Source organism: Aquimonas sp. (genome assembly GCF_044377145.1).
Classification (GTDB): Bacteria; Pseudomonadota; Gammaproteobacteria; order Xanthomonadales; family Xanthomonadaceae; genus Aquimonas.
This window is the reverse complement of sequence record NZ_JBILJQ010000049.1, coordinates 15,781-41,344: the sequence shown is the minus strand read 5'-3', so window position 1 is coordinate 41,344 and position 25,564 is coordinate 15,781. Positions and strand designations below refer to the sequence as shown.

The window sequence follows — 25,564 nt, the reverse complement described above, 5'->3', positions numbered from 1 at the left end:
CTGCCGACCACGCGCAACCGCGACATCGACAGCTTGCTGCCGATCGAGGGCTGGGCGCCGATCTGCAACTGAGGCTCAGCACGGCGAGTGGCGAAGCGGTAGGTGGCTTGGGCGGACGCTTACTCAAGACCCACCCTATGGTTCGGCGGGATGAAGGTTGAACATGCTTGGCGCTACGGGCGCTATGAGCCATGTAGCGTTGGAGCTGGAAGTTCGAACCTCAGCGGGCCGAAACAACAATAGGGTGGGTCTTGACCCACCGGAGCTTGGCTTACTCCGCAGTCATCGAACCGGAACCCGTGTGGCGGCACGAAGCCCGAGTCGCGGGTCGCGATGGGATGCATCAGTCGCCGCGCGCGGCGGTGGGTCAGGACCCGCCCTATGGGTTTGGCGGGATGATGATTGAACATGCTTGGCGCTACGGGCGCTATGAGCCACGTAGCGTTGGAGCTGGAAGTTCAAACTTCAGCAGGCCAGATCAATGGGTTGCCCCCTCTTCCCAACCCCTTTCCTTCGCTTCGCTTGGGCTCGTCGGACCGTCAGCTGCCACTGGCAGTTGACGAGCGATCCGCCTCGCTCCGCAAGGGGGAGGGGCTTCCAGCGCGGGGCATCGGTGTTGGGTGTGGCGATGGTGTTCCGCACCCCCAAACGCAAACGCCCGCCTGAAGAGGCGGGCGTTTGCGGTGCAAAGCACTACGCGTCGGCGTGGATCAGTCGACCGTTTCGAAGCCGTTGGCGAAGATCGCGTTGGGCAGGGGCGGGCTGATGAAGATCACGAAGCCGTCGTGGTCGGAGCTGCCGGTGGGGACCCAGCTGCCGGGGCCCTGCGGGCAGAGCGCGGCATCACGCAGGGTGTAGTTGCAGGTGCGGAAGCGCTGGGTCGAGGCATCGACGTTGGCGCGGCCGAAGGCCATGCCGGTGACGTAGGGCTGGGCGACGCTGTTGAACAGGCCGTGGTCCAGCACCTGGTTGGTGGCCAGATCGCGGCCGCCGCTGCCTTGGATCGCGCCGAAGTTCTCGGTGAACTTGTACGAGTAGCGCTCGCTCACGTCGATCACGTCGATCAGGTTGACCAGCGGCGGGGTGACGATGTTGGCGCCGCCGGGCAGCTTGCAGTTGGTGACGCCGTTGGACGGTGCGCAGGTGTTCTCGGCGTTGTTGTAGGTGCCGGCGATCAGGCCGACCACGTCCACATAGCCGTCGCTGAACTGGTAGGCGTTGTGGTCACCGATGACGAACAGCGGCACCGCCGCGGTGGCCGTATTGGTCTGCAGGCCCTGCACCAGGGCGGCGATCGAGGCCGCCTGGCTGTAGCGCTTGGCGCGCAGGCGCTCACCGTCGGCATTGCTGACATCCACGCCGCCGCGCGAGCGGGTGTGGTTGTTGATGACGTGGAAGCGGAAGCTGCCGCCGTTGCCGATGAAATCCGCGGCCAGCAGCAGCGGCGGGCGGTCGTGCAGGATGGCGGTGGCGCTGCCCTGCGGATCGTTCCAGGTTTCGTCATCGGCCAGCTGGGTGATCACGCTGTTGCTGATCCGCGCGGCGTTGATCAGGTAGCCGACATCGATGCCGCCGACGTCATTGCCCTCGATCAGTTCGGCCCGGTAGGTCGGGCCACCGTCGGCGGCGATCTGCGTCGCCAGCTGCTGCAGCACGCCGATGTTCTCGACTTCCTGCATGCCGACCACGTCCGGGCTGCGCAGCACGTTGCGGATGTAGGCGCTGATCTGGCCGATCTGATGGGCCACGCGGTTGGTGTCGGTTTCGAGCGCCGTGCTGGCCGCACAGGTGCTGGTGCTGTTGGCCAGCGCATCGCATAGCCGGAAGGCGTTGAAGCTGCCGATGGTCAGCTCGTTGATGCCTGCAGCCGGCACCGGCCGCACCACCTGGTTGGTGTTGTTCAGCACCTCAAGGCTGGTCGGCCAGAACTCGTAGTCGCCGAAATCGAAGCCGACCACACCCACGGCATTGAAGCGCGTGCCGCCGGCCAGTTCGGTATCGACCAGACCGGGGATCAGGAAGTCCGCATCCATTTCGAAGATTTCGGGGTTGCCGTCCCACACGCCCGCGGCGGAGTTGTCGGGGGTGAGCGTGGTGCCAAACAGCGCACCCTTCTCGCGTACGCCGCGCTCGCCGTAGGGCGAGATCCACACCTCGGCGTAGAGCTGGCCCGCGGGGTTGGCGAAGCGCTGATTGGACACGGTGACCGCCGCATTGACCATGTTGACGCGCATGGCTTCGAAGCACTCGAAGTTGCCGAGTGCGCCGCAGCTGAGGCTGTTCGGGTTCTTCGACGGCTGGGTGGTGAACACGATGGTGCCTCTCGGGGCTGGCGGCAGATTGCCGAACAGAACCGGCGAGGGCAGCGGGCGTGCGGTGGCGGTGGTGAGGATGCTGTTGGCGCCATCACGGGTGCTGTTGACCGCGATCTGGGTCAGGCCGAAGAACTCGGCTGCGCGGCCGACCACGTCGACTTCGTCACCGGCCGCCAGCAGCTCGCCGGCATCGTTGCGTGGCGCGACGGCGGTGAACACGTAGACGCCATTCGAGGTCAGGCCGCTGGTGTCCTGGCGGGCGATCGGCGTCTGCATGGTGAAGCCCGCGGTGCCTACGGCGGTGACGATGTTGGTGCGGGTGTAGACGGCCTCACCGGGGACATTCGCGGCCGGGTTGCACGGGGTCACGAAGGGCGAGCACGCGCCATTGCCCTGGATCTCGAAGATCTCGCTGACCGGCAGATCGTCGTCGAGGATGGTGGCGGTGGCCGTGGCGGTGCCGAGCGTCACGCCCGGGCTGCTGCTGGCGATGGTGAGTGTGTAGGTCTCGTTGGGCTCATCAACCGTGTCGCCCAGCACCGGCACCGGCACGATCACCGAGGTCTGGCCGGCGGCAATGGTGAACTGGGCTGCGCTCAGCGCGGTGTAGTCGGCCCCTGCGATGGCGGTGCTGTCGGCGGTGGTGGCGGTGAATACCACGTCGGCGGCCAGCGCGAAGCTCAGGCTGACGGTGACCTGCTGCGCCACAGTGCCGCTGTTGCCCTCGATGATGTCGGCCGGTGTGGCGACCGAGAGCACCGCGGTGGCGGCGTCGTCGTTGAGGATGGTGCCGGTGGCCGTGGCATCGGCAAGCGTTGCACCGACCGGATTGCTGAGGGTGACGGCAAAGGTCTCGTCAGCCTCGTCCACCGCATCACCGTTGACGATGACGTTGATCGATGTGCTCGATGTGCCTGCAGCGATTACCAAGCCGGTTTCGGTGCGCGCGACGTAGTCGCCTGAGGCCACCGTGGCGGTGCCGTCGGAGCTTGCGAAATCGAAGCTCACGCCGCCAGCCGGAGCCGGTGCCGACAGGGTGATCTCGAACGCAAAATTCTTGGGACCAGTGTTGCCTTCAGTGAGGCTGAGGTCGGCGACGCTGAGGGTGGGGGCCGGCGGTGCGCAGGAGTTTACGGGGCTGGTGCTGTTGCGCGGCAATGGTGTCGCAGTAGCGAAGTCAGCGGCATTGTTGTTGGTGTCGGTGCAGCCTGCGTTGGCGCGAAAGCCGGCGAGGATGGCGGAAAACGCGGGGGTCGCGCCGCTGCCTTCGAAAAAGTTGGCGGTGCCGTAGCCGACCAGATCCACGATCAGGGCCGTCTGCGCGGGGGAACACGCGGTCGAGCCACCATTGCAGGCCAGCGCGGTCGCGGAGTTCACCAGCGCGTACTTGCCGTTGGTGCCGCCAGGTGAACCCGTAGCACTCAGGTCAGGCGTGACGGGAAGAGCTGCGCTGCTGCCGCTCACCGGGTAGGCGATCAGCACGTATCCACCGGCGGGAATGGTTCCGCTGAGCGTCGCGTGCACGGCGAAAGCGCCCGTTCCTGTCGGCGACGCGTACTGCAGGGTGTGCCCGGCCAGGCTCACCGGGGCGCTGCCCCGATTGAACAGCTCGATGAAACGTTGGTTGTAGGTTGCGCCAGAAAGGGTGCCGCCCGGATAGGCCTGACTGATCACCACCTGCGCCGAAGCGCTGCTCGCAGCTACAAGCCCCAGCGCCAGCAGCGCTGTCCGTACAAATGTGAAGCCCGCCATGGCGGTTCCTCCGGTTGAGGTCAAAAAACTGCCGGAGTTTAGCCGTGTTCGGTTACGGATTCATGGCGTGTTTAACGCGGGCGTCATAGAGCCGCCTCCGGCGTGTTGCGGATCGCAGTCCGGCCGGCCGATTGTCGGCGCTGGTTGTTGCAGGGGCGGGACAACTGAGCTGCGCTTTCGCTGCGCTCAAGGGCGCTCAAGGGCGCTCAAGGCCGATGTCTGTGAGGCGGCCGCGCGCTGCTACCGCGGCAACACCGCCACCGTGATCTCTTCGCGGTCGTGGTAGAGCTGGCGGGCGCGCAGCTGGAGGTCGAGGCCGGCCTGCTGCAGGCGGCTATGCAGGGTGTCGAGCTGCTCGCGCACTTCCTGCCAGCGCTTCTTCATCGGCAGCTTGAGGTTGAAGATCGCGCGGCGGGCGTCGCCTTCGATCAGCCAGTCACCCATCAGCGCGGCAACCCGCTTGGGCTGTTCGACCATGTCGCAGACCAGCCAGTCGACCGGGTGCGGCGGGCGCCAGCGGAAGCCGTCGGAATGCAGGTGTTTGATCAGGCCGGTGCCCATCGCGCTGTCGGCCAGCGGGCCGTTGTCGATCGCGGTGACCGACAGCCCCGCGCGTGCCAGCACCCAGCTCCAACCGCCGGGCGCGGCGCCAAGGTCCACTGCCTGCTGGCCGGATTTCATCCAGCGTGCGCGTTCCTCCGCGCTGAGCAGGCTGAGCAGGGCTTCTTCGAGTTTGAGCGCCGAGCGGCTGGGCGCATCGTGGGCCAGCTTCAGGCGCGGAATGCCGCCGACCCAAGGCGGGCTGTTGTCGGGGTCGCCGGCGGCCAGCAGCAGGTGATTGCCGGCCAGCAGCACCACGTGCAGGGTCGGCTTGCGGGCGTCGTCCTTTGCGCTCAGATGGCCGACCTTGCGCAGGCCTGCGCGCAGCGCATTGCCGAAGCTGCGGGCGAGCCCGGCGAGGTCGCGGCCGACGTCGGCATCCGGGTGCTCCATGCTCAGCTCACCGAACACCTGGCCACTGCCGGCCATCGCCTCCAGCACGGGCGTCAGCCGGTCTTTCGGGTCGAGGCCCTGCAGCTCGGCGAAAACCGAAAGGCGCTGGCGGGCAAAGATCAGCTCGCGCCAGGGCAGGGCGCGGCACAGCTGGGACTGCGACGTGGCGTCCAAACCGAGAAAGCGCACGTAGCCGGAGTCGCGCTCGGTTTTGGCGTAGCCGCCCACGCCGAAGGTGCCGGCGCGCTCGGTGACCTCGGCCGCGCACTCGGGCTCGAAGCCGGCGCGGCAGGGCAGGTACAGGCCGGCGTCGCCCATGGGTTTCATCAGTACATGCGCCCGGCGCTGTCGGTGTAGTGCTTGAGCACCGCGCAGGCCTCGTCGCGCAGCAGGTCGGTGCGCACGCTGATGCCGCGCTGCTCCAGCTCGCCCTTCCAATCGGCCGGCAGCGGGCCTTCGTCGAATTGGGTCAGAGTCATCACATCTTTCGCGCTGGCGCCGATCAGCAGGGTGTCGATGCCGGCCCAGAAGGTCGCGCCGTAGCACATGCAGCAGGGCTGCGATGAAGTCGCCAGGGTGATGCCGGGCGCATCCTCGTTCAGGCGGAAGCGCTGCAGGCGCTGCTGCGCGGTCATGTAGGCCATCATTTCGGCGTGTGCGACCGAGCAGGTGTGCGGCTCGACGCGGTTGACGCCGACCGATACCAGCCGGTGCGCGGCATCGAACACGGCGGCGCCAAACGGCCCGCCAGTCCGCGCGTCGACATTGCGGCGCGACAGCTCGATCGCCAGCCGCATCTTGTCGTCGTCGGTGGTGTAGACGGTGCCGGCGGGCGCCAGATCATGGACCCAGGCGGGCAAGGTCAGGTGGACTTGGGCGTACAGCATGGGGAGTGCCTATTGCAGTTGAGCGCCGCCAGCTGCCGCCGCGCATCGGCCCTCGATGCAGGCGCAGGCGCTGATGTCTTCGAAGCCGCAAATGCTGGAAAGCCCCTGCGCCGAGCAGGCGGCCTTCACGCGTTCCGGGAAGGTCTGCGCCTGCGTGTTGACGCAGGCGGGGAAGTAACCGCAGCAGTTGCCGACGTCCTTGACCGCACAGTCGGCATCGACCTGACAGCTGCGGTCGGGTTCGGGGATGGCCTCGGGCGCGCCGTCGGTGGCGGCCGCTTTGCCGGCGTCAGTCGCCGCTGCTTCGACTGGTGCATCACATCGGCTGTCGCCGCTTGCGGAGCAGGTGCCGGATGCGGTGCCGCTGGGCGGCGCGAACTCGAATGCTGGCGGCGCTGCCGGCGGCGTCATCGGTGGCGGCGGTGGGGCTTCGGCAAAGGCGGGCGCCTGTGTCGCCGCAGGCGGCTCGCCGCAGCCTGCACCGAGCACGCTGGCGACGAACACCAAGGCGAGTCCAATCTGACGCAGTCCGGCGCGCATGTCAGCCCGCCGCCCAGGTGTCGCGCAGGGTCACGCTGCGGTTGAACACCGGCTTGGCTGCGCTGTGGTCGCGGCGATCGGCGACGAAGAAGCCGATGCGTTCGAACTGCAGATGGGTTTCCGGTGCGACTTCCGCCGCGGAAGGTTCGACCCAGGCCTGCACGCTGCGGATCGAGTCCGGGTTCAAGTGGTCCTTGTACGAACCGCCGTGGCTGTCGTCGTCCGGGTCGGCCACCTTGAACAGGCGGTCGTACAGGCGCACTTCCGCGGCGATCGCATCGCGCGCGCTGACCCAGTGGATCGTGCCCTTGACCTTGCGATCCGCGCCGGCCATGCCGGTGCGGGTCTCGGGGTCCAGCGTGCAGCGCAGCTCGATGACGCTGTCGCCGTCCTTGATGACTTCATCGCAGCGGACGATGCCAACGCCGCGCAGGCGCACTTCGCCTTCGGGCTTCAGGCGGTGGAAACCCTTGGGCGGGACTTCGGCGAAGTCCTCGCGCTCGATCCACAACTCGCGCGAGAACGGCACGCTGCGGTTGCCGAAGTCCGGGTTCTTCGGATGGTTCGAGAACGTCAACACTTCGGCGTGCGCGGCGTCGAGATTGGTGATCACCAGTTTGATCGGGTCGAGCACGGCCAGCCGGCGCGCGGCATGAGCGTCGAGATCCTCGCGCACGCAGCCTTCCAGCACCGAGAAATCGATCAGCGAGTTCTGCTTGCTGATGCCGATGCGCTCGGCAAATAGCCTGAGAGAGCCGGGCGTATAGCCGCGGCGGCGGATGCCCTGCAGGGTCGGCATGCGCGGGTCGTCCCAGCCGCTGACCAGGCCTTCCTGCACCAGCGCCATCAACTTGCGCTTGCTCATCACCGTGTAGTTGATGTTGAGCCGCGAGAACTCGATCTGCCGCGGTTTGGCAGCGCGGTCGTGCCAGCCGTGCGCGCGCAGCGATTCCAGCAGGTTCGGGTGGCCGGCGAGGTCGACCTTGTCCACGCACCAGTCGTACAGCGGACGGTGATCTTCGAACTCCAGCGTGCACAGCGAGTGGGTGATGCCCTCGATGGCGTCGGAGAGGCAGTGCGCGTAGTCGTACATCGGGTAGATGCACCAGGCGTCGCCGGTGTTCTGGTGCGGAACGTGTTTGATCCGGTAGATCGCCGGATCGCGCAGATTGATATTGCCGCTGGCCATGTCGATCTTGGCGCGCAGGGTGCGCGCGCCGTCGGGGAACTCGGCGGCGCGCATGCGGCGGAACAGGTCGAGGTTCTCCTCGATGCTGCGGTTCCGGTAGGGCGAGTCGCGGCCGGGCTCGGTCAGGGTGCCGCGGTAGCTGCGCACCTCTTCGGCATTCAGATCGCAGACGTAGGCCAAGCCGTCGCGGATGAGTTTTTCGGCGGCGAGATAGAACACCTCGAAGTAGTCCGAGGCATGCCGCAGCTCGCTCCACTCGAAGCCCAGCCAGCGCACGTCGTCCTGGATGGCGACCACGTACTCCGGGTCTTCCTTGGCCGGATTGGTGTCATCGAAGCGCAGGTTGCAGCGGCCGCCGAACTCCTCGCCGATGCCGAAGTTCAGGCAGATCGATTTGGCATGGCCGATGTGCAGGTAGCCATTGGGCTCGGGCGGAAACCGGGTCTGGATCGCTGTGTGCTTACCCGCAGCCAGATCCTCGCGGATGATCTGGCGGATGAAATCGTTGCGAACGGGGCGGGGATCGGCGGCAGCTGCGTCAGACATGGGAGAGGGCTAGGGCCTTGGGAGCCGCGCAGTCTAACGCAGGTAGGCAGACGGCTTGAGCGCGGCGCCTCCTGCCTGCGCGCTACAGCTCCAGCACCCGCTGCGGCGGCCGGCCGATCACCGCGCGGCCGTGCTTGATCGCGATGGGGCGCTCCAGCAGTGCCGGATGCGCGCAGAGCAGGGCGATCCATTCGTCGCGGCTGCGCGGGTCGGTGGCAGCCAGCCCCAGCGACTTCGCCAGATCATCCTGGAATCGCATCGCCGCCGGAGGCTCAACACCCAGCGCGTCGAACAGCGCGCCGAGCTCAGGCGCACTCAACGGAGTCTTGAGGTACTCGATGACTTCGATGACATCGCCGCGCGCGCTGAGCAGGGCGAGCGCCTCGCGGGATTTGCTGCAGCGCGGGTTGTGGAGCAGGCGCATGGTCGGGTGCCGGGATTCGGGATTCGGGATTCGGGATTCGGGATTCGGGATTCGGGATTCGGGATGGCCGAAGGTAGCAAGGAAGCGGTGGGTTGAGAGTCGGCGCTACGAAGCTCCTCAACGCTTGGAGCGGAGCTTGCTCCGCTCTTCTTCAGGCTTGACGCAAGCCCAAGCTTCAGCCGAGCAAACTTTGCTCTACAGATGGCGATTGCTCGGAGCCGCTGCCTGTCAAGCGACTTGTCGCATGTCCGTGGTTACTCCTCGCCGTTCAGTGCCACCGTGGCTGCACTTGCTCCCCTCTCCCGTGTGAGAGGGGCCGGGGGAGAGGGTTCGGGTGTTGGCCTGACGTCCCGAGAGCGACGAGCACCACTGCGGACGCCGCGCCTTGCACGGCTGCGCTCCGCCCCGCCCTCTCCCCAACCCCTCTCCCACGGGAGAGGGGCTAGATGCGTGGGGAGCGAGGCGTCGACGGCGCTGGATGCGGCTGACCCCCACGCGCTTCGCGCGATGTCGTAAAACCCCGAATCCCCGCTCAAACTCACCCCGGCAAGGCCAAATCATCCAGCACCGCACGCAGGAAGCGCGCGGCCTCGCCGCCGGTGGCGGCGCGGTGGTCGAAGGTAAGGCTCAGCGGGATGATCTTGTGGGTTTCGATGCCGCCCATCACCGGCACCACCTGATGACGGCCGCGGCCGGCGGCGAGGATGGCCACGCACGGTGGCACCACCACCGGCGTGGCGTACTTGCCGGCGAACATGCCGAAGTTGCTCAGCGAGATCGTGTAGCCGGACAGTTCCGAGGCAGCGATGCTGCGGTCGGCGACTTGCGCACGCAGGCGGTCCAGCGCCAGGCGCACCCCGGCGGCGTCCAGCACATCGGCATTGCGCAGGGCCGGTACGAACAGGCCGTCGTCGGTATCGACCGCGATGCCGATGTCGACCTGCGGGTGCAGGGTGCGGGTCAGCTTGTCGCCGTCGAACCAGGCGTTCATTGCGGGCACCGCCTTGGCGGCGCGGACGATCGCGCGGATCAGGCGCACGGTGATGTCGTTGCCCGGCGCCCAGGCGTGGATGTCGGCGTCGTCGGTGAGCGTGGTCGGTACGACTTGCGCGTGGGCCGCGGCCATCACCCGCGCCATGTTTCGGCGCACGCCTTTGAGCTGCTCGGGCTGGCCGGTGGCCGCCGCTGCGGTCGGCGGACGCGTGGCCATGGGTTTGCCGGAGGCGGACAGAGCGGTGCGGGTGGGGACTGCGGCGGGCAGCGGCTGCGCGCTGAATGTTTGCTGGGCAAGACCCGGACCCTCTCCCCCGACCCCTCCCTCACGGGGGGAGGGGAGAACAGCCGCGGCGCTCGGGCTTGATGATGAGGCCGGCGAACTGCCTGCGGCGGCCGCGCGCTTGACGTCGTCCATCGAGACCACGCCGTCGGGGCCGCTGGATTCGACGCGTGAGAGATCGACGCCGAGCTTCCTTGCCAGCGCGCGCACCGCCGGCATCGCGCGGACGCCGCCGACGCTGATGGCGGCTTCGCTGCGCACCTGATCGCTGCTCTGCATCGCGCCGACCACGGTGCCGGCGTCTGCGCGCTCGGGCTTGGCGGGTTCGGGTTCGGCGACCTCAGCCGGTGCTGCTGCCGCTGTGCCGCTGGCGACAGGCGCGGCTGCAGTCGGTGCGGGTGCATGGTGATGACTGTGCCCGGTGTCCTGCGCGTCGGCGCGCTGCGGCAGGCTGGGGTCGAGCTCGAACTCGGCCAGCACCGCGCCGGTGATGACGACATCACCCGCAGCGCCGGCCAGTTTCAGCACCGTGCCCGAGCAGGGCGCGGGCACTTCGACGACTGCTTTGGCGGTCTCCATCGAGACCAGCGGCGCGTCGAGCTTGATGACGTCGCCGACCTTGACGAACCACTCGACGATGGTGGCATCCGGCAGGCCTTCGCCGAGGTCGGGCAGGTGGAAGGATTTGTTCGAACTCATTGCGTTCTCCAGCGCGCGCTGCGCGTCGTGGGGTGGGTGTTTGGTTGACGCGGGGATTGCTGTGCTCCCCTCTCCCCCTTGTGGAGCGAGGCGGTTCGCTCATCAGTTGCCGGTGGCAACTGATGAACCGAGGAGCCCGAGCGAAGCGAAGGCAAGGGGAGAGGGGGACGGGTCTCGCTGCAGAAGTGTTGGCCCCCTCTCCCCAACCCCTCTCCCACAAGGGGAGAGGGGCTTCAACTGCGGCATCGCAGGGTTGCAGTCCTGAATGAGCGTTGCGGACGCTTGGGCCTGCAGCCTCAGCTGAAGCTCATCGCTCTCCGCGCTGCCGCCAGGATCTTCTCCACGCTGGGCAGGAACTTCATTTCCAGCCTGAACAATGGGATATGGGTGTCGTAGCCGGTCACGCGCTCGACCGGGGCCTTGAGATCGAACATCGAATGCTCGGCCAGGCGTGCCGCGATCTCGGCGCCGAAGCCGGCGGTTTTGGCGGCCTCGTGCACGATCACGCAGCGTCCGGTCTTGGCCACCGATTCGGCGATGGTGTCGAAGTCCAGTGGCTTCAGTGTTGCGACGTCGATCACTTCAGCGCTGATGCCTTCGCGTGCCAGTGCCTCGGCGGCTTCGAGGGTTTCCTTGACCTGCGCGCCCCAGCTGACCAGGGTGATGTCGCTGCCGTCGCGCAGCACGAAGCACACGTCCAGCGGCAGGGCTTCGCCGTCGTCGGGCACCTCTTCCTTGTACTGGCGGTAGATGCGCTTGGGTTCGAGGTAGATCACCGGGTCTGGATCACGAATCGCCGCCAGCAGCAGGCCGTAGGCGCGCTGCGGGCTGCTCGGCATCACCACCCGCAGGCCCGGTACGTTGGTGAACAAGGACTCGTTGGCCTCGCTGTGGTGCTCAGGCGCGCGGATGCCGCCGCCCCAGGGCACGCGCAGCACCATCGGGCAGCTCAGGCGGCCGCGGGTGCGGGTACGGAACCGCGCAGCGTGGCAGATGATGTGGTCCAGCATCGGATACACAAAGCCATCGAACTGCACCTCGGCCACCGGCTTCATGCCTTGCGTCGCAAGGCCGACAGTCAGACCTGCAATCGTGGTTTCATCGAGCGGGGTGTCGAGCACCTTGTCAGCGCCGAAGCGCTGCTGCAGGCCGGCGGTGGCGCGGAACACGCCGCCGTTGACGCCGACATCTTCGCCAAGCACGAGCACGCTGTCGTCGTGCGCGATCTCCCAGGCCAGCGCCTGGGTAATCGCCTCGATCAAGGTAATGGCGGGGGCGGGCGTGCTCATGCGCGGCGTGCCTCCCAGGCCAGGGCTTCGGCGCGCTGGGCGGCGATGTCGTGCGGGGCTTCGGCGTACAGATAATCGAACATGGCTTCCAGCGGCTGGGTGCGGGTTTCGAGGTAGGCATTGACCTCGGCATCGACGTGGGCGTCGCACTCGGCTTTCCAGGCGGCCTCCTGCGCTTCGCTCCACAGGCCCTTGACGGTCAGCCAGGTGCGTACGCGGATGAACGGCTCCCGCAGCCAGCCAGCCTTGACTTCATCCTCGCCGCGATAGCGACGCGCATCGTCGGCGGTGGTGTGGTCGCCCAGCCGATAGGTGACCAGCTCCAGCACGGTGCCGCCGGTGCCGCTGCGGGCACGCTCAAGCGCGCGGCTGACGGCCTCATACACCGCGATGATGTCGTTGCCATCGACCTGCAGGCAGTGCAGGCCGCCAGCAATACCCTTCTGCGCCAGCGTCTGCGCGCCGGTCTGGGCCGAGCGCGGCACCGAGATCGCCCACTGGTTGTTGATGATGCACAGCACGAAGGGAAGGTCGTAGGCGCCGGCGGAATTGATCGCGGCATAGGTGTCGGTCTTTGAGCTGCCGCCGTCGCCGACGCAGGCCACCGCCACGCGCGGTTCATTGCGCAGCTTGAACGCCAGCGCTGCGCCGGCCGCGTGCAGGCACTGGGTGCCGATCGGTACGCACCAGGGGTAGTCGTGCCGGGGGATCTGGTAATCGCTGCCGCGCTCGTCGCCGCCCCAGTACATCAGCACGTCGCGCTGACGCACGCCGCGCATGAACTGCGCGCCGTATTCGCGGTAGGACGGCGCGAACACGTCTTCGGGCCGCATCGCCGCGCCGATGCCGATGTGGGTGGCCTCATGGCCGAGGCAGCTGGCATAGGTGCCGAGCTTGCCGGTGCGCTGCAGGGCGACTGACTTCGCGTCGAAGCTGCGCACCATCAGCATCTGCTTGAACAGCGCCAGTACCGCGCTGCCGTCTGCGGCAAACGCCGGCAAGGGCGCCACCTCCTTGCCCTCTGCGTCGAGGTACTGCAGGTACTCGATCGAGAACTGCGCCGCCGTGCTCATGCTTTCGCATCCATGCCGTGGGAAGTTTCACAGAAAACCGTTTTGTCGCGTGCAGAGCAAGACGCAGCGCCGCATAAAGCCCCTTCACATCCGCATGCAAGCGGGCTTGCGCGGCAGCTGCAGCGCAGTAGAACCGGCGTCAGCGGTGATTCTGGCTCGGCCGCCGGGCCGGACTCGGGTATGGTTGCGCGTTTGATGCGGCCGGGGAGGCCCGTTGCGATGAACACTGAATCGAACCAACGTGCGCTTGAGCCGGGCATCGCCCGCGATCTGCGCGATCGGCTCAGCTACGGCGGCTATCTGCAGCTGGACGCCCTGCTGTCGGCGCAGCAGCCGGTGTCGCAGCCGGGCAACCACGACGAACTGCTGTTCATCATCCAGCACCAGGTGTCCGAGCTGTGGATGAAGCTGATCATCCACGAACTGCGGCTGGCGATCAGCCACCTGCAGCGCGACGAGCTGGGGCCGGTGCAGAAGATCCTGGCGCGGATCAAACAGGTGCAGCGCCAGTTGTTCGAGCAGTGGTCGGTGCTGGAAACGCTGACCCCGAGCGAGTACCTCGGCTTCCGCGATTCGCTAGGGCCGTCCTCGGGCTTCCAGTCGCACCAGTACCGCTTGATCGAATTCATGCTCGGCAACAAGAACGCCGAGATGCTCGATGTGTTCGAACACGCGCCGACGGTGCGTGATGAACTCGCCGCCGCGCTTGCAGCGCCCAGCCTGTACGACGAATTCCTGCGCTACCTGGCCCGCAGCGGGCATGCGGTGCCGGCGACCTGCGTGGAGCGCGATTTCAGCCGCAGCCATACGCGCGAGCCGGCGCTGATCCCGGTGTTCAAGCGCATCTACGAAGACACCGACGCGCACTGGGGTGCCTACGCCCTGTGCGAGCAGCTGGTCGATGTCGAGGAGAGCTTCCAGCTCTGGCGCTTCCGCCACATGAAGACGGTGGAACGCATCATCGGCTACCGTCGCGGCACCGGCGGCAGCTCCGGCGTGGGGTTTCTGAAACAAGCGCTGGAGTTGACCTTCTTCCCTGAACTACTCGATGTGCGCACCGTCCTCGGACGTTGAGCTGCCGAACAATTTCTACCGTTGATCGCCTGCAAGGAGACCCGAATGTCCCAAACCACTGAAATCCAAGCCCCGCGCGGGGCGCTGGCCCGTGCCCTCGACGTGGTCGAGCGCGTCGGCAACAAGCTGCCGGATCCGGCGGTGCTGTTCCTGCTGCTGATGGTGGTGGTGTGGGTGGTGAGCTGGCTGCTGTCGGGGGTGGTGTTCGACGAGATCGATCCGCGCAGCGGCCAGCCGGTCCAGGTGCTGAGCCTGCTCGACGGCAGTGCCTTGACCAATTTTATGGCCAAGATGGTCAACACCTTCGTCACCTTCCACCCGCTGGGCGTGGTGCTGGTGGCGATGCTGGGGCTCGGCGTGGCCGAGCACACCGGCTTCATCAACGCCGGACTGCGCGCGATTCTGGCGGTGACCTCGAAGGCGCTGCTGACGCCTGTCCTGATCGCGGTCGGTGTGCTCAGCCATGTCGCGGTGGACGCCGGCTACGTGCTGGTGATCCCGCTGGGTGCGGTGATCTTCTACGCCGCCGGCAGACATCCGCTGGCGGGCATTGCTGCCGCTTTCGCCGGTGTTTCCGGCGGCTTCTCGGCGACCTTCTTCGTGCCGTCGAGCCTGGATCCGCTGCTCGCTGGCATCACCCAGGTGGCGGCGCAGATCACTGATCCCTCGGTCGAGATCAACCCGCTCAACAACTACTTCTTCACCACCGCCTCGACCTTCCTGATCGTGCTGGTTGGCTGGTTTTTGACCGACAAGGTGATCGAGCCGCGCTTGCAGGCGACCCGTGTTGACGGTGACACCGCCTCTATGCCGACCATGGACGCCCTGCAGCCGCAGGAGCGCCGTGGCCTGCAGGCTGCCGCGGCCTCGATGGTGCTGGCCATCGCGTTGCTGGCCCTGACCCTGTTCGTCGAAGGCACGCCGTGGGCGGCACCGGCCGATCAGGTGCCGGAAGGTGGTCATCCGCTGCTGGTGGCCGCTGCGCCGCTGATGCAATCCATCGTGGCGCTGATCTTCGTGTTCTTCCTGATCCCCGGCATGGTGTACGGCTACGTGGCCGGCACCGTCAAAACCCATCGCGATATTGTTCAGGGCATGAGCAAGGCGATGAGCGGCATGGGCTACTACATCGTGATGGCGTTCTTCTGCGCCCAGTTCATTTTCGCCTTCAGCCAGTCAAACATCGGCGTACTGCTGGCGATCAAGGGCGCTAACGCGCTGCAGGCGATGGGCCTGCCGCTGGCGCTGACCCTGGTGGGTATCGTGTTTCTCTCCGGCACGGTGAATCTGCTGATCGGCTCGGCCTCGGCCAAGTGGGCACTGATCGGCGCGATCATGGTGCCGATGCTGATGGAGCTCGGCGTCTCGCCGGATCTGACCCAGGCGGCGTATCGCGTGGGCGACAGCTCGACCAATATCATCACCCCGCTGCTGCCCTATTTCCCGCTGATCGTGGTGTTCTGCCAGAAGTACGTGAAGTCGGCAGGCATCGGCACTCTGGTCGCGCTGATGCTGCCGTACTCGGTCAGCCTGCTGCTGGTTTGGACCGCATTCCTGCTTGGCTTCTGGGCGCTGGATATCCCACTCGGCATCGGCTCCAGCTACGAGTACATCCCCGCTGCCGCTGCAGCTGCAAAGTAAGCAACAGGCATGACAGCCCCCACGCTGCCGACGTTCTTCCACGTCGTAGCGTGGGGGCTTTCGTTGGTGGCGCTGGCGGTCGCCGCGCGCCGTCTGCCCTGGTTCAAGCTGCGCGGCGACGGCGAGGCCCAGCACGTGCTGTTCGGCAGCGTACTGGTGCTGTGCCTGCTGCGCTTCGCGGTGTTCGACCGCATCCCCGGCCTGCATCTGCACTTCATCGGCGCCGGCGTGGTCAGCCTGATGTTCGGCAGCGGCTTCGCGCTGTGGGCGCTGGGCCTGGCCTCGCTGGTGGCAGCACTGTCGCCCGCGGGCGTGTGGTTGGGGCTCGCGCCTGACTTCATCGCCTGCGGCCTGCTGCCGGTACTGTGCATGCAGCTGGCCCGACGCGAAGTGGAGCGGCGACTGCCGCCCAATCCGTTCGTCTATGTGTTCGTGATCGCCTTCTTCGGCGCCGGGCTGGCGGTGCTGCTCAGCCAGCTGCTGAAGGCTGCAGTCACCGCCTGGCTGGTCAGCGGTGCGGCGCGCGATGCGGTCGAGGGTTACCTCGCATCGGCGCCACTGATGATGTTCGGCGAGGCCTTCCTGAGCGGCGGCGCGCTGGCTTTGATGGTGGCTTACCGGCCGCAGTGGCTGGCCAGTTTTGACGACGGCCGCTACCTGCGCCGGCCAGATTGAGCTGCCTGCGTCCGCAGCCCGCGCTCGCCTGCGGCAGCCGCCTGCGGCACCGCGCCGCAAATTCGCCCCTGTCAAGGTTTGACTCTGCTGGCGGCCGCGCGTACACCATGCGCCGGTCGCGGGCGGGGTTGTCCTGTCCGGACGGCGCCGCAGGCGCGCGCGGGGGAAGGTTTGCAGACACTGCAAGCTCAGGCCGCCCACGGAACACGCGTTCCGCCGGTGGCCGCGCGCGCGTCGTGACGCATCACAAACACAGGGAGATCGCAGGATGAGTGCAGCAACAGACAGGGCGGCGGCTAGCGCGCCGCCGGAGTATCCGCAGCTGCTTGGACACCCGCGGCCGCTGTGGATGCTATTCATGTCGGAGTTCTGGGAGCGGTTTGCGTTCTACGGAATCCGCTGGGCGCTGGTGCTCTACATCGTCAGCCAGTTCTATGCGGGTGATGGCGCCGGCGAAGCGCCCGCCAACCGCATGTATGGCGCGTATCTCGCGCTGGTTTACGCCAGTGCCATCTTCGGTGGATATGTCGCGGATCGGGTGTTGGGCTACCAGCGCTCGATTCTGGTCGGCGCGGTGTTCATGGCTGCAGGCCTGTTCATGATCAGCGTGCCGAACGCCGACATTTTCGAGTTTGGCCTTGCGACGATTATCGTCGGCAACGGCTTGTTCAAGCCGAACATCTCGACCATGGTCGGCAAGCTGTATGGCCTCGCTGATCCACGCCGCGATGCGGGCTTCACCATCTTCTACATGGGCATCAACATCGGCGGATTTCTCGCGCCGATCTTCACCCAGCTGCTGGCCGAGAAAGTGTTCGGCACCGATGTCATGCCGTCCTACAAGATCGTGTTCATCGCCTCCGGCATCGGCATGGTGCTGAGTCTGATCTGGTTCTATTTCGGCAAGGCGCAGCTCAAGGGCGTCGGCCTCCCGCCGCAGGGCCAGGAGAGCATTTCGCGGGTGGCGATGGTGGTGGGCGGCGCGGTGCTCGCGGTGCCGGTGGTTTACTTCCTGCTCGGCGGCGGCTTCGCCCAGCTGGTCGCGCAGGGCCTGCTGGCCCTGGGTTGGCTGACGCCGGTGCTGGCTGATGGCGTGATCGATTTCGAGCGCACGCTGCCGGCCGCGACGGTGCTGGCCTGGGTGCTTGGCGCATTGTTCGCGGGCCTGTCGGCGATGCTGCTGGCTGAAGGCGTTCGCGAGGGCGCAGTGGCGCGGGACAAAGTGCTCGCGATGCTGCTGATCTTCGTGTTCAACGTGATGTTCTGGATGTTCTTCGAGCAGGCCGGCAGCTCGTTCACCTTCCTTGCCGATCGCATCGTCGATCGCGACATGTTCGGCTGGACCTTCCCGACCGCCTGGTTCCAGAGCGTGAACTCGCTGGCGATCATCCTGCTGGCGCCGGTGGTGGCGTGGATCTGGGTCAGCATGGGCAGCCGCAACCCCTCGATTCCGCGCAAGTTCGGACTGGGCCTGTTGTTCAACGGCGCAGCATTCGCGCTGCTGATGCTGGCGCTGTCGGCGATGGTGGATGACCAGGGCAAGATCCCGTTCTGGACCCTGTTTGCGGTGTACGTGATCCAGTCCGTCGGCGAGCTCTGCCTGTCGCCGATCGGCCTGTCGATGGTGACCAAGCTCGCGCCGATCCGGCTGGTGGGTTTGGGCATGGGCGGCTGGTTCCTGTCCACCGGTATTGGCAACAATCTATCGGGCATCTTCGCTGGCTACGTCAGCGGCGAGGGCGGCATGACCACCACATCGGCACTCAGCGGCTACACCTTCGGCTTCTGGTCGCTGGCCGGCGCCGGCGTGCTGCTGTTCCTGATTGCGCCGCTGGTGAACAAGCTGATGCACGGCGTCAAGTAAGTCCCAGCCCACAGGCTGATCGCACAGGACCGCCCAGGGCTTCGACCGCCCGGGGCTGCCTGTCAAGCTACTTGTCGCATGTCCGTGGTTACTCCTCTCCGTTCAGTGCCGCCGTGGCTGCACCTGCTCCCCTCTCCCGCATGGGAGAGGGGTCGGGGGAGAGGGTTCGGGTGTTGGCCTGACTTCCCGAGAGCGACAAGCACTGCTGTTGACGCCGCGCCTTGCACGGCCGCGCTTCGCCCCGCCCTCTCCCCAACCCCTCTCCCACGGGAGAGGGGCTAGATGCGTGGGGCGCGAGCGCGGATGGCGGTGCCACTGCCTGTCTTTCTTTTTGGCGCCACGGAGGCGCAGTTCGGCGGCCGTATCCGCAGCGGCCGCATCCAACACGCCGAAGTCCTGCTGACCTCCGACTCTGTCGGGCGCAGCCGCTAGACGGCGGCGTCGATCCAGGCCCTTGAAGCGGGGTGCGGCGGCGTAGGGAGCTGTATCGCAGACAGTCTGGATCGGGTTCTGCTGCCCAGCTCACAGCACCTGGGAAATGCGTGCGCGCCGGGTATGCCGGTCGGTGGTGTCGGATGCGCTGCGCTTATCCGACCTGCGAAGGCGAAGGACGCGGCGCCGCACAACGAAGCAAGGCCCGCATCCGCGTAGGCCGTATAAGCGCAGCGCATCCGACGCTCGGTGTTGGCCAATCCGGCTACTTGCGGAACTCGTCAAAGAACGCGTGATCGATCATCAGAATCTGCTTGGGCTTGACGCCGAGGCCTTTCTCTTCGAACAGCTCGACGAGGCGCTCGCCGTCTATCAGCTCAATCGGAATCACGCCGTCGCGGCTGGCCTCGGCTTCCGCATCGGCGGTAAAGCGACCGGTGGTGATGAACACGCCCTTCTCTGCGCGACCCAGCAGAGCGTTGCGGAACTCGCCGACCGCGGGGCGCGAGACCACGTCCTTGTAGCGCTTGGCCTGGAACGCAACCTTCATGCTGACGAAGGCACTGAGTCGTAGTGTGCCGTAGCCGTCGATGCCGCCATCCCGGGACTGCTGAGTGACCACCACGTTCTCGAAACCATGCTCGCTGAGTAGTCGCTGGCAGAGCTTCTCAAACCCCATGGGTGGAAGAGACTTCAGAACATCGAGAAGTCTCAGCTCCTGTAGTTCGTCCAGTGGCGGAAGTTCGGCTGAAGTTGGCTGTGCCGCAACGGGGTCGGGCGACTCATTTGGCGATGCTTGCGTGCGCGTTCGGTTGCGCACGATTTCCGCGGCCGTCTTGGTATCGAGCTGGGTCTTCCACCCCAAGGCAGTGAGTGCCCAGACACCACGACGGGTGTCGTCAAGCAGCCCCTCCCAGGCCAGATGCTGACGCGCCCAGTGAACCTGGTTGTAGAACCGCATCTGTCCCGATGAAAGCGTTTCCTCAAGATATGGCGCCAGCGGCGATCGCTTCTCCTTGATCCAGCTGAGCACTTCGCGTGGACGAGACTGGCCGCCTACGTCTCGGAGACAGTCAAGGATGAGGGGCATCCACTGCTGGAAGTCGTTTTTCTGAGTCCGTTCGCGCATGTGGGGCTCCGGCTGCTCTGGTCTGAGCTTTCACAGATTCTGATAATTCGGCCCAGCCCCACCCTCCGGCGTGACCCAGTTGATGATCTGGTAGGGGTCTTTGACGTCGCAGGTTTTGCAGTGGACGCAGTTGGCTGCGTTTATCTGCAGGCGTTTGCCGGCGTCGTCCTGGACGATTTCGTAGACGCCGGCCGGGCAGAAGCGGGTGCAGGGGTTGCCGTATTCCTCGGCGCATTGGGTTACGCAGACGTCGGTGTTGGACACCTGCAGGTGCACGGGCTGGTCTTCATCGTGCTCGGTGGCGGCGTAGTAGACGCCGGCAAGACGATCGCGCGGGGCCAGCGTGCGTTCAACGTAGTCGCGTTTGGGCTTCTCGGCCGCGCCGAGCTTCTGCAGGCTCGAATGGTCGGCCTTGACCTTCAGCGTCCATGGCGAAGCGCCGCCGGTGATCGTCTCCCAGCCTGAGTTGATCAGGCCGAACCACAGGCCTTTCTTGAATGCCGGCTTGAAGTTGCGGACTCTTTTAAGCTCGGCATACACCGCCGAGCCGCGCAGCTTGGCGTCCCAGCCGGCAACCGCATCGGTGCTGGCAATGTGCTCGGCGGCGAGCATGCCCGAGCGCATCGCCTGGTGGACGCCCTTGATCTTCGGCACGTTGACCAGGCCCGCCTCGCAGCCGACGAACATGGCGCCCGGCATCTCGACCTTGGGCATGCTCTGGTAGCCACCGGTGACGATCGCGCGCGCGCCGGCCGACAGGATCGTGCCGCCTTCCAGCAACGGCTTCACCGTCGGGTGGTGCTTCCACTGCTGGAAGGCCTCGTAGGGCTGGTAGTTGGGGTCGCGGTAGTCGAGCCCGGAGACATAGCCCAGCGCAATGCGCCCGCCCGGCAGGTGATACAGAAAGCTGCCGCCGTAGGTGTGGCCGTCGGCCGGCCAGCCGAGGCTGTGCACGATCTTGCCGGGGGTGACGCGGTCTTCCGGCACCTGCCAGAGTTCCTTGATGCCGATCGAGTAGCTCTGCGGATCGCAGTCGGCATCGAGCTTGAAGCGCTTGATCAGCTGCTTGCCGAGATGACCGCGCGCGCCTTCGCCCAGCACGGTGATGCGGGCGCGGATGTCGATGCCCTGGGTGTAGCTGGGCTTGTGCGAACCGTCCTTCGCTACGCCCATGTCACCGATGCGCACGCCGCAGACCGCGCCGGCGTCATCGAACAGCGGTTCGGCGGCGGCGAAGCCGGGGTAGATCTCAACGCCCAGCGCTTCGGCCTGCGGTGCCAGCCAGGCGCAGGTGGCACCGAGGCTGATGATGAAGTTGCCGTGGTTGTTCATCTGCGGCGGCACGATCGGCGACTTGAAGCCGCCGGTGCGGGTCAGGAACCAGAACTCGTCCTGGCCGGCCGGCACGCAGATTGGCGGCGGGTTATCGCGCCAGCCGGGCAGCAGCTCGTCCAGCGGGCCGGGTTCCATCACCGCGCCGGACAGGATGTGCGCGCCGATAGTCGACGACTTTTCGATCACGCAGACCGACAGGTCAGGCTTGAGCTGCTTCAGGCGGATCGCGAAGGCGAGGCCGGCCGGGCCTGCGCCCACCGTGACCACGTCGTATTCCATGACATCGCGCTCGCTCATTGGCTGGCTCCTGGTGAGGTATGCGGGCGGGCGGGCCGCCGGGGGTCGGGCATTATCGCGGCGATGGCGTGCAGGCGACAGCCTGTTGACCTCGACTGGGGAAGACTTCCGGCCGGCTGGACCTGGGTTGGAACGGCTGCGTGACTGGCCGGAGGGCGAAAGGATACTGCAGCGTATGGAATGGATCGAGCTTCAGCTTCCCGGCGCCGACCTGCGCATCGCGCCGGACTTCCTGCGCCGGCAGCAGGCGGACGCCGTTCTTGATGCCCTAAGCGCCGAGATCCCGTGGCAGTGCCATCGCATTCGCCTGTACGGTCGCGAGCTCGACTCGCCGCGGCTGTCGTGCTGGATGGGTGAGCCCGAGGCCGTCTATACCTTCTCGCGCACCCGCTTCGAGCCGCTGCCGTGGACGCCGACGGTGTGGGCGCTGAAGTCGCGGGTCGAGGCCGCCTGCGGTGGTCGTTTCAACAGCGTGCTGGCGAATCTGTACCGGGATGGCGCGGACAGCATGGGCTGGCATGCCGATGATGAACCCGAACTTGGCCCGCAGCCGGTGATCGCTTCCTTGAGCCTCGGCGCCGAACGCCGGTTCTGCCTGCGCGAACGACCTGTGCGGGGGTTCAAGTCCAGTGCCGTGGCCGCAGCTGCGCCACTGCGCCTGGCCGTACCACTGCCGCACGGCAGCCTGCTGCGGATGGCCGGCGCGACCCAGGCCCGCTACCAGCACGCGCTGCCGAAGTCGACCCGTGCGCTCGGCCCGCGGCTGAATCTGACTTTTCGCCTGATCCGCGCTGCGGCATGAATCTGTTGGCGGCCTGTGGCATGCTCGCGCCGCTTGCGTGGACTGTTCTGCCGCCTAGCCAACACTCTTTTGCCGTTTCGATGGAACCGCCATGACACGACTGCTTGCCCTGACTGCCCTGTTGTTGCCCTTTGCCGCCGCCGCCGAAACCGTCTGGTTCGAGGTGGCCGAAATCGAGACCGATCGCAACCAGTCCTTCCTGGTGCCCCTGAGCGATCCCGAACACATCGCCCAAGCGCGCGCGCTGATCGCCAACGGCGGTCCGAGCGATGACCGGCCGGGCATCCTGCTGGCCAAGATCAGCGACGGCGGCGACGGCTTCAATCGCGATATCCGCGACCCCGACCAGCGCCGCTGGCGCTGGCACATCAACCAGGTCGACGGCTTCGGCGGCCTGGCGATCGAGCTCTGCGACGGCTGGCCGGCCTGGGTCGAAGAGAATCCGCCGGCCTTCATCCGCAATACGTCGGGGGTGATCTGCTTCTGGGGCTACACCATCAAATCCGAGCTGGCCGAAGCGCCGAAGTTCGAGATCAACGAAGGCCTGGACGGCGCCTGGTTCAACCCGCGAACGCCGGGGCAGGGCCTGTATGTTGACGTGCTGGATGAGCAGAGATTGATCAGCCTGGCCTGGTTCACCTGGACCCATGGCGCGCCAGGTTCCGCCCGCGTTGGTGAGCATCTGTGGTACAGCGCGCTCGGCACTGTTGGTGCCGGCGGCAATGTCAGCAGCGCCGAGCTGTTCGCTTCCAGCGGCGGCGCGTTCAATGCCACCCGCAGTGTCGATACCGTGCCGACCGGCAGCATCGAGGTCGAGTTCAGCGACTGCAACAATGGCCAGCTGCGCTACCGCTTCAACAGCGGCGAAACCGGCGAAATCGCGCTGCAGCGCGTGGTGCCGCGGGATGGCTGTGTGAGGTGATGGTTGGTTCGGGAATCGGGAATCGGGAATCGGGAATCGGGAATCGGGAATCGGGAATCGGGAATCGGGAATCGGGAATCGGGAATCGGCCGGGCGCGACCCTTCTTGCTGTCGCCTCGATGGAGCGGCACCCACAGCACTCGAGGCCCGCTCACGCCGCGGGCTTTGAATCCCCACTCCCAACTCCCGGATCACTGTCGCCCGCGGGAGTCCGCGCCCGCACCAGCAGCGCGGCCCCGGCCAGCAGCAGGGCGGCCAACAGGAACGGTGCGCCCGGCACGCCGAGTGACTTCATCGGCCCGATCGCCGCGGCCAGAATCTGGCTGAACATCAGCGGCCCGATGATCCCCGCCATGCCGGTCAGGCTGGTCAGGGCGCCCTGCAGCCGGCCCTGAGCCTCGGGCTCGACCGTGCGCGTCATCAGACCCTGGGCCGAGGGCATCGCGAAGCCCCACAGCGCCATCACCGGGATGCCCAGCAGCAGGCCCCAACCGGTCGGCGCCAGCCCGTAGATCGCGAAGCCGACGGCGCCCATGCTCAGGCCGAACAGCAGGCCGCGACGCTCGCCGATGCGCGGGATCACTTTGCGCACCAGGCCGGCCTGCACCACCGCCGAACACACGCCGACCAGGGCCAGGGCGAGGCCGACCTCGTGGGTGTCCCAGCCGTAGCGATAGTCCGCGTACAGAACAAAGGCCGCCGGCAACGCCATATGCGCCAGCTGGCTGAGAAACAGACCGCCCGCCAGCACAGGCAGGCCGCGGTGGGCGCGCAGAAACCGCAGGCTGCCGAGCGGGTTGGCACCGCGCCAGGCAAACGGCACGCGCTTCTCGCGCGGCAGCGATTCGGGAAGGATCAGCCAGCCATAGGCGAAATTGGCCAGGCTCAAACCTGCGGCGACCCAGAACGGCAGCCGCAGATCGATGCTGCCGAGCACGCCACCCAGCGCGGGTCCGATCACAAAGCCGAGACCAAACGCGGCGCCGAGAATGCCGAAGCCGGCCGCGCGCTTCTCCGGCGGGGTCACATCGGCGATATAGGCATTGGCGGTGGTGATGCTGGCGGCGGTGATGCCGGCGAACAATCGGCCGACCAGCAGCCACCACAGGCTGGGCGCCAGCGCCATCAGCACGTAGTCGAGCCCGAGCCCAAGGTTCGACAGCAGAATCACCGGTCGCCTTCCGAAGCGGTCGGAGAGCGCGCCCAGCACCGGTGAGGCCAGAAACTGCATGCCGGCGAAGGCCACCGCGAACAACCCGTACAAGGTCGCGGCGCGAGCACTGTCCTGGCCGCTGAACTCCAGGATCAGCTTGGGTAGGATCGGGATGATCAGGCCGAGCGCGAGGATGTCCAGCGCGACCGTGATGAAAATAAACAACAGCGCCGCGCGTCGCGGCGCCGGCGTCAAGGGCGGCCCCGCAGACGGTGCTGCGGGGCTCTCAGGCGAACTGGCATTGGCGTCGGCGCTCACGCCGATCAGCCGCCCAGCTTCGCCTTGATGCGGGCCGAGACGGCGCCCATGTCGGCGCGGCCAGCCACCTTGGGCTTCAACAGGCCGACCACCTTGCCCATGTCGCGGCCGGTGGTGGCGCCGCTTTCGGCGATCGCAGCGTCGATCAGCACTTCGATCTCGGCCTCGGACAGTGCCTGCGGCATGTAGTGCTGGATCACGCCGATCTCGAATCGCTCGATGGCGGCCAGGTCTTCGCGCGCGGCGGCTTCGAACTGGGCGACCGAATCACGGCGCTGCTTGATCATCTTCTCCATCACCGCCAGCACGTCGGTGTCCTGCAGCTCGATCCGCTCATCGACCTCACGCTGTTTGATCGCGGCGTTGACCAGACGGATCACGCCCAGGCGCTCTTTGTCGCCGCTCTTCATCGCGGCTTTCATGTCATCTGTCAGGCGAAGTTTCAGGCTCATGGATGCACCTCGTGGTCTGATGGCGGGCCGACGGCCGCGCGCGGTGGGGCAGGGCGATCATCGAGATCGCAACGTTTTCGCCAACAGGAAAAGCCGATGCTGCTAACGCAGCACCGGCTCCGGATTCCCTGGTTGTGCAGCACCCGGCGGGCCCGCCGGGCGTCGGCCTCAGTAGAGGCGACGGCGCTTGGTGACGTCGCGACTGATGCGACGCAGATGGCGCTTGACCGCGGCGGCCGCCTTGCGCTTGCGCTCCTGCGTGGGCTTCTCATAGAACTCGCGCTTGCGGGTTTCGGCCAGAACGCCGGCCTTTTCGCAGGTGCGCTTGAAGCGACGCAGGGCAAACTCGAACGGCTCGTTTTCGCGGACTTTCACGTTGGGCATGGGATCTCCGGGTACAGATTCTTTGAAGCCCCGTCCAAGCTGGACACGCACCTTCAGGCGCGATGGGGGCGGGGAGCCGCGTATGATACGCGGCCTTTGCGCC

At 66.6% G+C, this 25,564-nt stretch carries 20 protein-coding genes; 6 read left to right on the top strand and 14 right to left on the bottom strand.

Annotation, left to right across the window (positions count from 1 at the left end; translation table 11 throughout):
* Positions 1-710: 710 nt before the first annotated feature.
* The 9 genes from ACIQ7H_RS14775 to pdhA form a co-directional block, all read right to left on the bottom strand.
* Positions 711-4,067: a Calx-beta domain-containing protein gene (locus ACIQ7H_RS14775; protein WP_395792809.1), complete on the bottom strand. Its 3,357-nt coding sequence runs from the start codon at positions 4,065-4,067 to the stop codon at positions 711-713.
* Positions 4,068-4,307: 240 nt separating this feature from the next.
* Entirely contained in the window at positions 4,308-5,378 is a 1,071-nt protein-coding gene (gene rlmM, locus ACIQ7H_RS14770) for a 23S rRNA (cytidine(2498)-2'-O)-methyltransferase RlmM (RefSeq protein WP_395792813.1), read from the bottom strand.
* An 8-nt stretch (positions 5,379-5,386) separates the two neighbouring features.
* A complete protein-coding gene (locus ACIQ7H_RS14765; RefSeq protein ID WP_395792807.1) occupies positions 5,387-5,947 on the bottom strand; it encodes a nucleoside deaminase in 561 nt (186 codons plus the stop codon).
* 9 nt (positions 5,948-5,956) lie between these two features.
* Complete coding sequence (locus ACIQ7H_RS14760) at positions 5,957-6,358, bottom strand: hypothetical protein (RefSeq protein WP_395792811.1); 402 nt, start codon at positions 6,356-6,358, stop codon at positions 5,957-5,959.
* 130 nt (positions 6,359-6,488) lie between these two features.
* Positions 6,489-8,222, bottom strand: a complete 1,734-nt coding sequence (locus tag ACIQ7H_RS14755) for a glutamine--tRNA ligase/YqeY domain fusion protein (protein ID WP_395792805.1) — start codon at positions 8,220-8,222, stop codon at positions 6,489-6,491.
* An 82-nt stretch (positions 8,223-8,304) separates the two neighbouring features.
* The gene (locus tag ACIQ7H_RS14750) at positions 8,305-8,646 is read right to left on the bottom strand and encodes an arsenate reductase family protein (RefSeq protein ID WP_395792803.1); all 342 of its coding nucleotides are present in this window, start codon (positions 8,644-8,646) and stop codon (positions 8,305-8,307) included.
* Positions 8,647-9,184: 538 nt separating this feature from the next.
* On the bottom strand, positions 9,185-10,621 hold the full coding sequence (locus ACIQ7H_RS14745) for a dihydrolipoamide acetyltransferase family protein (RefSeq protein ID WP_395792801.1): 1,437 nt from the start codon (positions 10,619-10,621) through the stop codon (positions 9,185-9,187).
* A 296-nt stretch (positions 10,622-10,917) separates the two neighbouring features.
* Positions 10,918-11,910, bottom strand: a complete 993-nt coding sequence (locus ACIQ7H_RS14740; protein ID WP_395792799.1) for an alpha-ketoacid dehydrogenase subunit beta — start codon at positions 11,908-11,910, stop codon at positions 10,918-10,920.
* Entirely contained in the window at positions 11,907-12,983 is a 1,077-nt protein-coding gene (pdhA, locus tag ACIQ7H_RS14735; protein ID WP_395792797.1) for a pyruvate dehydrogenase (acetyl-transferring) E1 component subunit alpha, read from the bottom strand. Before pdhA ends, ACIQ7H_RS14740 begins: the two co-directional genes overlap by 4 nt.
* A 219-nt stretch (positions 12,984-13,202) precedes the next feature.
* Between pdhA and ACIQ7H_RS14730 the strand changes: the two genes are divergently transcribed.
* The 4 genes from ACIQ7H_RS14730 to ACIQ7H_RS14715 all read left to right on the top strand — a co-directional run bounded on the left by ACIQ7H_RS14730 (position 13,203) and on the right by ACIQ7H_RS14715 (position 18,237).
* Complete coding sequence (locus tag ACIQ7H_RS14730; protein ID WP_395792795.1) at positions 13,203-14,057, top strand: tryptophan 2,3-dioxygenase; 855 nt, start codon at positions 13,203-13,205, stop codon at positions 14,055-14,057.
* 45 nt (positions 14,058-14,102) lie between these two features.
* Positions 14,103-15,698 (top strand): AbgT family transporter, encoded by a 1,596-nt coding sequence (locus tag ACIQ7H_RS14725; RefSeq protein ID WP_395792793.1) that lies wholly within the window; start codon positions 14,103-14,105, stop codon positions 15,696-15,698.
* 9 nt (positions 15,699-15,707) lie between these two features.
* Positions 15,708-16,373, top strand: a complete 666-nt coding sequence (locus ACIQ7H_RS14720) for an energy-coupling factor ABC transporter permease (protein ID WP_395792791.1) — start codon at positions 15,708-15,710, stop codon at positions 16,371-16,373.
* A 268-nt stretch (positions 16,374-16,641) separates the two neighbouring features.
* A complete protein-coding gene (locus ACIQ7H_RS14715) occupies positions 16,642-18,237 on the top strand; it encodes a peptide MFS transporter (protein WP_395792789.1) in 1,596 nt (531 codons plus the stop codon).
* A 697-nt stretch (positions 18,238-18,934) separates the two neighbouring features.
* Here the strand turns inward: ACIQ7H_RS14715 and ACIQ7H_RS14710 are convergent.
* Both ACIQ7H_RS14710 and ACIQ7H_RS14705 read right to left on the bottom strand, forming a co-directional pair.
* Entirely contained in the window at positions 18,935-19,798 is an 864-nt protein-coding gene (locus ACIQ7H_RS14710) for a restriction endonuclease (RefSeq protein ID WP_395792787.1), read from the bottom strand.
* Positions 19,799-19,828: 30 nt separating this feature from the next.
* Complete coding sequence (locus tag ACIQ7H_RS14705) at positions 19,829-21,430, bottom strand: 4Fe-4S dicluster domain-containing protein (RefSeq protein WP_395792785.1); 1,602 nt, start codon at positions 21,428-21,430, stop codon at positions 19,829-19,831.
* A 175-nt stretch (positions 21,431-21,605) separates the two neighbouring features.
* On the opposite strand from ACIQ7H_RS14705, the gene ACIQ7H_RS14700 reads away from it, so the two are divergent.
* Positions 21,606-22,232 carry an alpha-ketoglutarate-dependent dioxygenase AlkB family protein gene (locus tag ACIQ7H_RS14700; RefSeq protein ID WP_395792783.1) on the top strand — a complete coding sequence of 209 codons (627 nt, stop codon included), beginning with the start codon at positions 21,606-21,608 and terminating at the stop codon, positions 22,230-22,232.
* Positions 22,233-22,323: 91 nt separating this feature from the next.
* On the top strand, positions 22,324-23,154 hold the full coding sequence (locus tag ACIQ7H_RS14695) for a hypothetical protein (protein WP_395792781.1): 831 nt from the start codon (positions 22,324-22,326) through the stop codon (positions 23,152-23,154).
* A gap of 151 nt (positions 23,155-23,305) precedes the next feature.
* Here ACIQ7H_RS14695 and ACIQ7H_RS14690 read toward each other — a convergent pair whose 3' ends face one another.
* The 3 genes from ACIQ7H_RS14690 to rpsU form a co-directional block, all read right to left on the bottom strand.
* The gene (locus ACIQ7H_RS14690) at positions 23,306-24,625 is read right to left on the bottom strand and encodes a TCR/Tet family MFS transporter (protein WP_395792779.1); all 1,320 of its coding nucleotides are present in this window, start codon (positions 24,623-24,625) and stop codon (positions 23,306-23,308) included.
* A gap of 5 nt (positions 24,626-24,630) precedes the next feature.
* Positions 24,631-25,077 (bottom strand): GatB/YqeY domain-containing protein, encoded by a 447-nt coding sequence (locus ACIQ7H_RS14685; RefSeq protein WP_395792777.1) that lies wholly within the window; start codon positions 25,075-25,077, stop codon positions 24,631-24,633.
* Positions 25,078-25,245: 168 nt separating this feature from the next.
* Complete coding sequence (rpsU, locus tag ACIQ7H_RS14680) at positions 25,246-25,461, bottom strand: 30S ribosomal protein S21 (RefSeq protein ID WP_395792775.1); 216 nt, start codon at positions 25,459-25,461, stop codon at positions 25,246-25,248.
* Between the last annotated feature and the right edge of the window lie 103 nt (positions 25,462-25,564).

Excerpts from the sequence above, each read along its gene's own strand:
- ACIQ7H_RS14725 (WP_395792793.1), top strand. The coding sequence starts at position 14,103 with ATGTCCCAAACCACTGAAATCCAAGCCCCGCGCGGGGCGCTGGCCCGT.
- ACIQ7H_RS14705 (WP_395792785.1), bottom strand. The coding sequence starts at position 21,430 with ATGAGCGAGCGCGATGTCATGGAATACGACGTGGTCACGGTGGGCGCA.
- ACIQ7H_RS14760 (WP_395792811.1), bottom strand. The coding sequence starts at position 6,358 with ATGACGCCGCCGGCAGCGCCGCCAGCATTCGAGTTCGCGCCGCCCAGC.
- ACIQ7H_RS14695 (WP_395792781.1), top strand. The coding sequence starts at position 22,324 with ATGACACGACTGCTTGCCCTGACTGCCCTGTTGTTGCCCTTTGCCGCC.
- ACIQ7H_RS14740 (WP_395792799.1), bottom strand. The coding sequence starts at position 11,910 with ATGAGCACGCCCGCCCCCGCCATTACCTTGATCGAGGCGATTACCCAG.
- ACIQ7H_RS14685 (WP_395792777.1), bottom strand. The coding sequence starts at position 25,077 with ATGAGCCTGAAACTTCGCCTGACAGATGACATGAAAGCCGCGATGAAG.
- ACIQ7H_RS14720 (WP_395792791.1), top strand. The coding sequence starts at position 15,708 with ATGACAGCCCCCACGCTGCCGACGTTCTTCCACGTCGTAGCGTGGGGG.
- rpsU (WP_395792775.1), bottom strand. The coding sequence starts at position 25,461 with ATGCCCAACGTGAAAGTCCGCGAAAACGAGCCGTTCGAGTTTGCCCTG.
- ACIQ7H_RS14775 (WP_395792809.1), bottom strand. The coding sequence starts at position 4,067 with ATGGCGGGCTTCACATTTGTACGGACAGCGCTGCTGGCGCTGGGGCTT.
- ACIQ7H_RS14750 (WP_395792803.1), bottom strand. The coding sequence starts at position 8,646 with ATGCGCCTGCTCCACAACCCGCGCTGCAGCAAATCCCGCGAGGCGCTC.
- ACIQ7H_RS14730 (WP_395792795.1), top strand. The coding sequence starts at position 13,203 with ATGAACACTGAATCGAACCAACGTGCGCTTGAGCCGGGCATCGCCCGC.
- ACIQ7H_RS14710 (WP_395792787.1), bottom strand. The coding sequence starts at position 19,798 with ATGCGCGAACGGACTCAGAAAAACGACTTCCAGCAGTGGATGCCCCTC.
- ACIQ7H_RS14765 (WP_395792807.1), bottom strand. The coding sequence starts at position 5,947 with ATGCTGTACGCCCAAGTCCACCTGACCTTGCCCGCCTGGGTCCATGAT.
- pdhA (WP_395792797.1), bottom strand. The coding sequence starts at position 12,983 with ATGAGCACGGCGGCGCAGTTCTCGATCGAGTACCTGCAGTACCTCGAC.
- ACIQ7H_RS14755 (WP_395792805.1), bottom strand. The coding sequence starts at position 8,222 with ATGTCTGACGCAGCTGCCGCCGATCCCCGCCCCGTTCGCAACGATTTC.
- ACIQ7H_RS14700 (WP_395792783.1), top strand. The coding sequence starts at position 21,606 with ATGGAATGGATCGAGCTTCAGCTTCCCGGCGCCGACCTGCGCATCGCG.
- ACIQ7H_RS14745 (WP_395792801.1), bottom strand. The coding sequence starts at position 10,621 with ATGAGTTCGAACAAATCCTTCCACCTGCCCGACCTCGGCGAAGGCCTG.
- ACIQ7H_RS14715 (WP_395792789.1), top strand. The coding sequence starts at position 16,642 with ATGAGTGCAGCAACAGACAGGGCGGCGGCTAGCGCGCCGCCGGAGTAT.
- rlmM (WP_395792813.1), bottom strand. The coding sequence starts at position 5,378 with ATGGGCGACGCCGGCCTGTACCTGCCCTGCCGCGCCGGCTTCGAGCCC.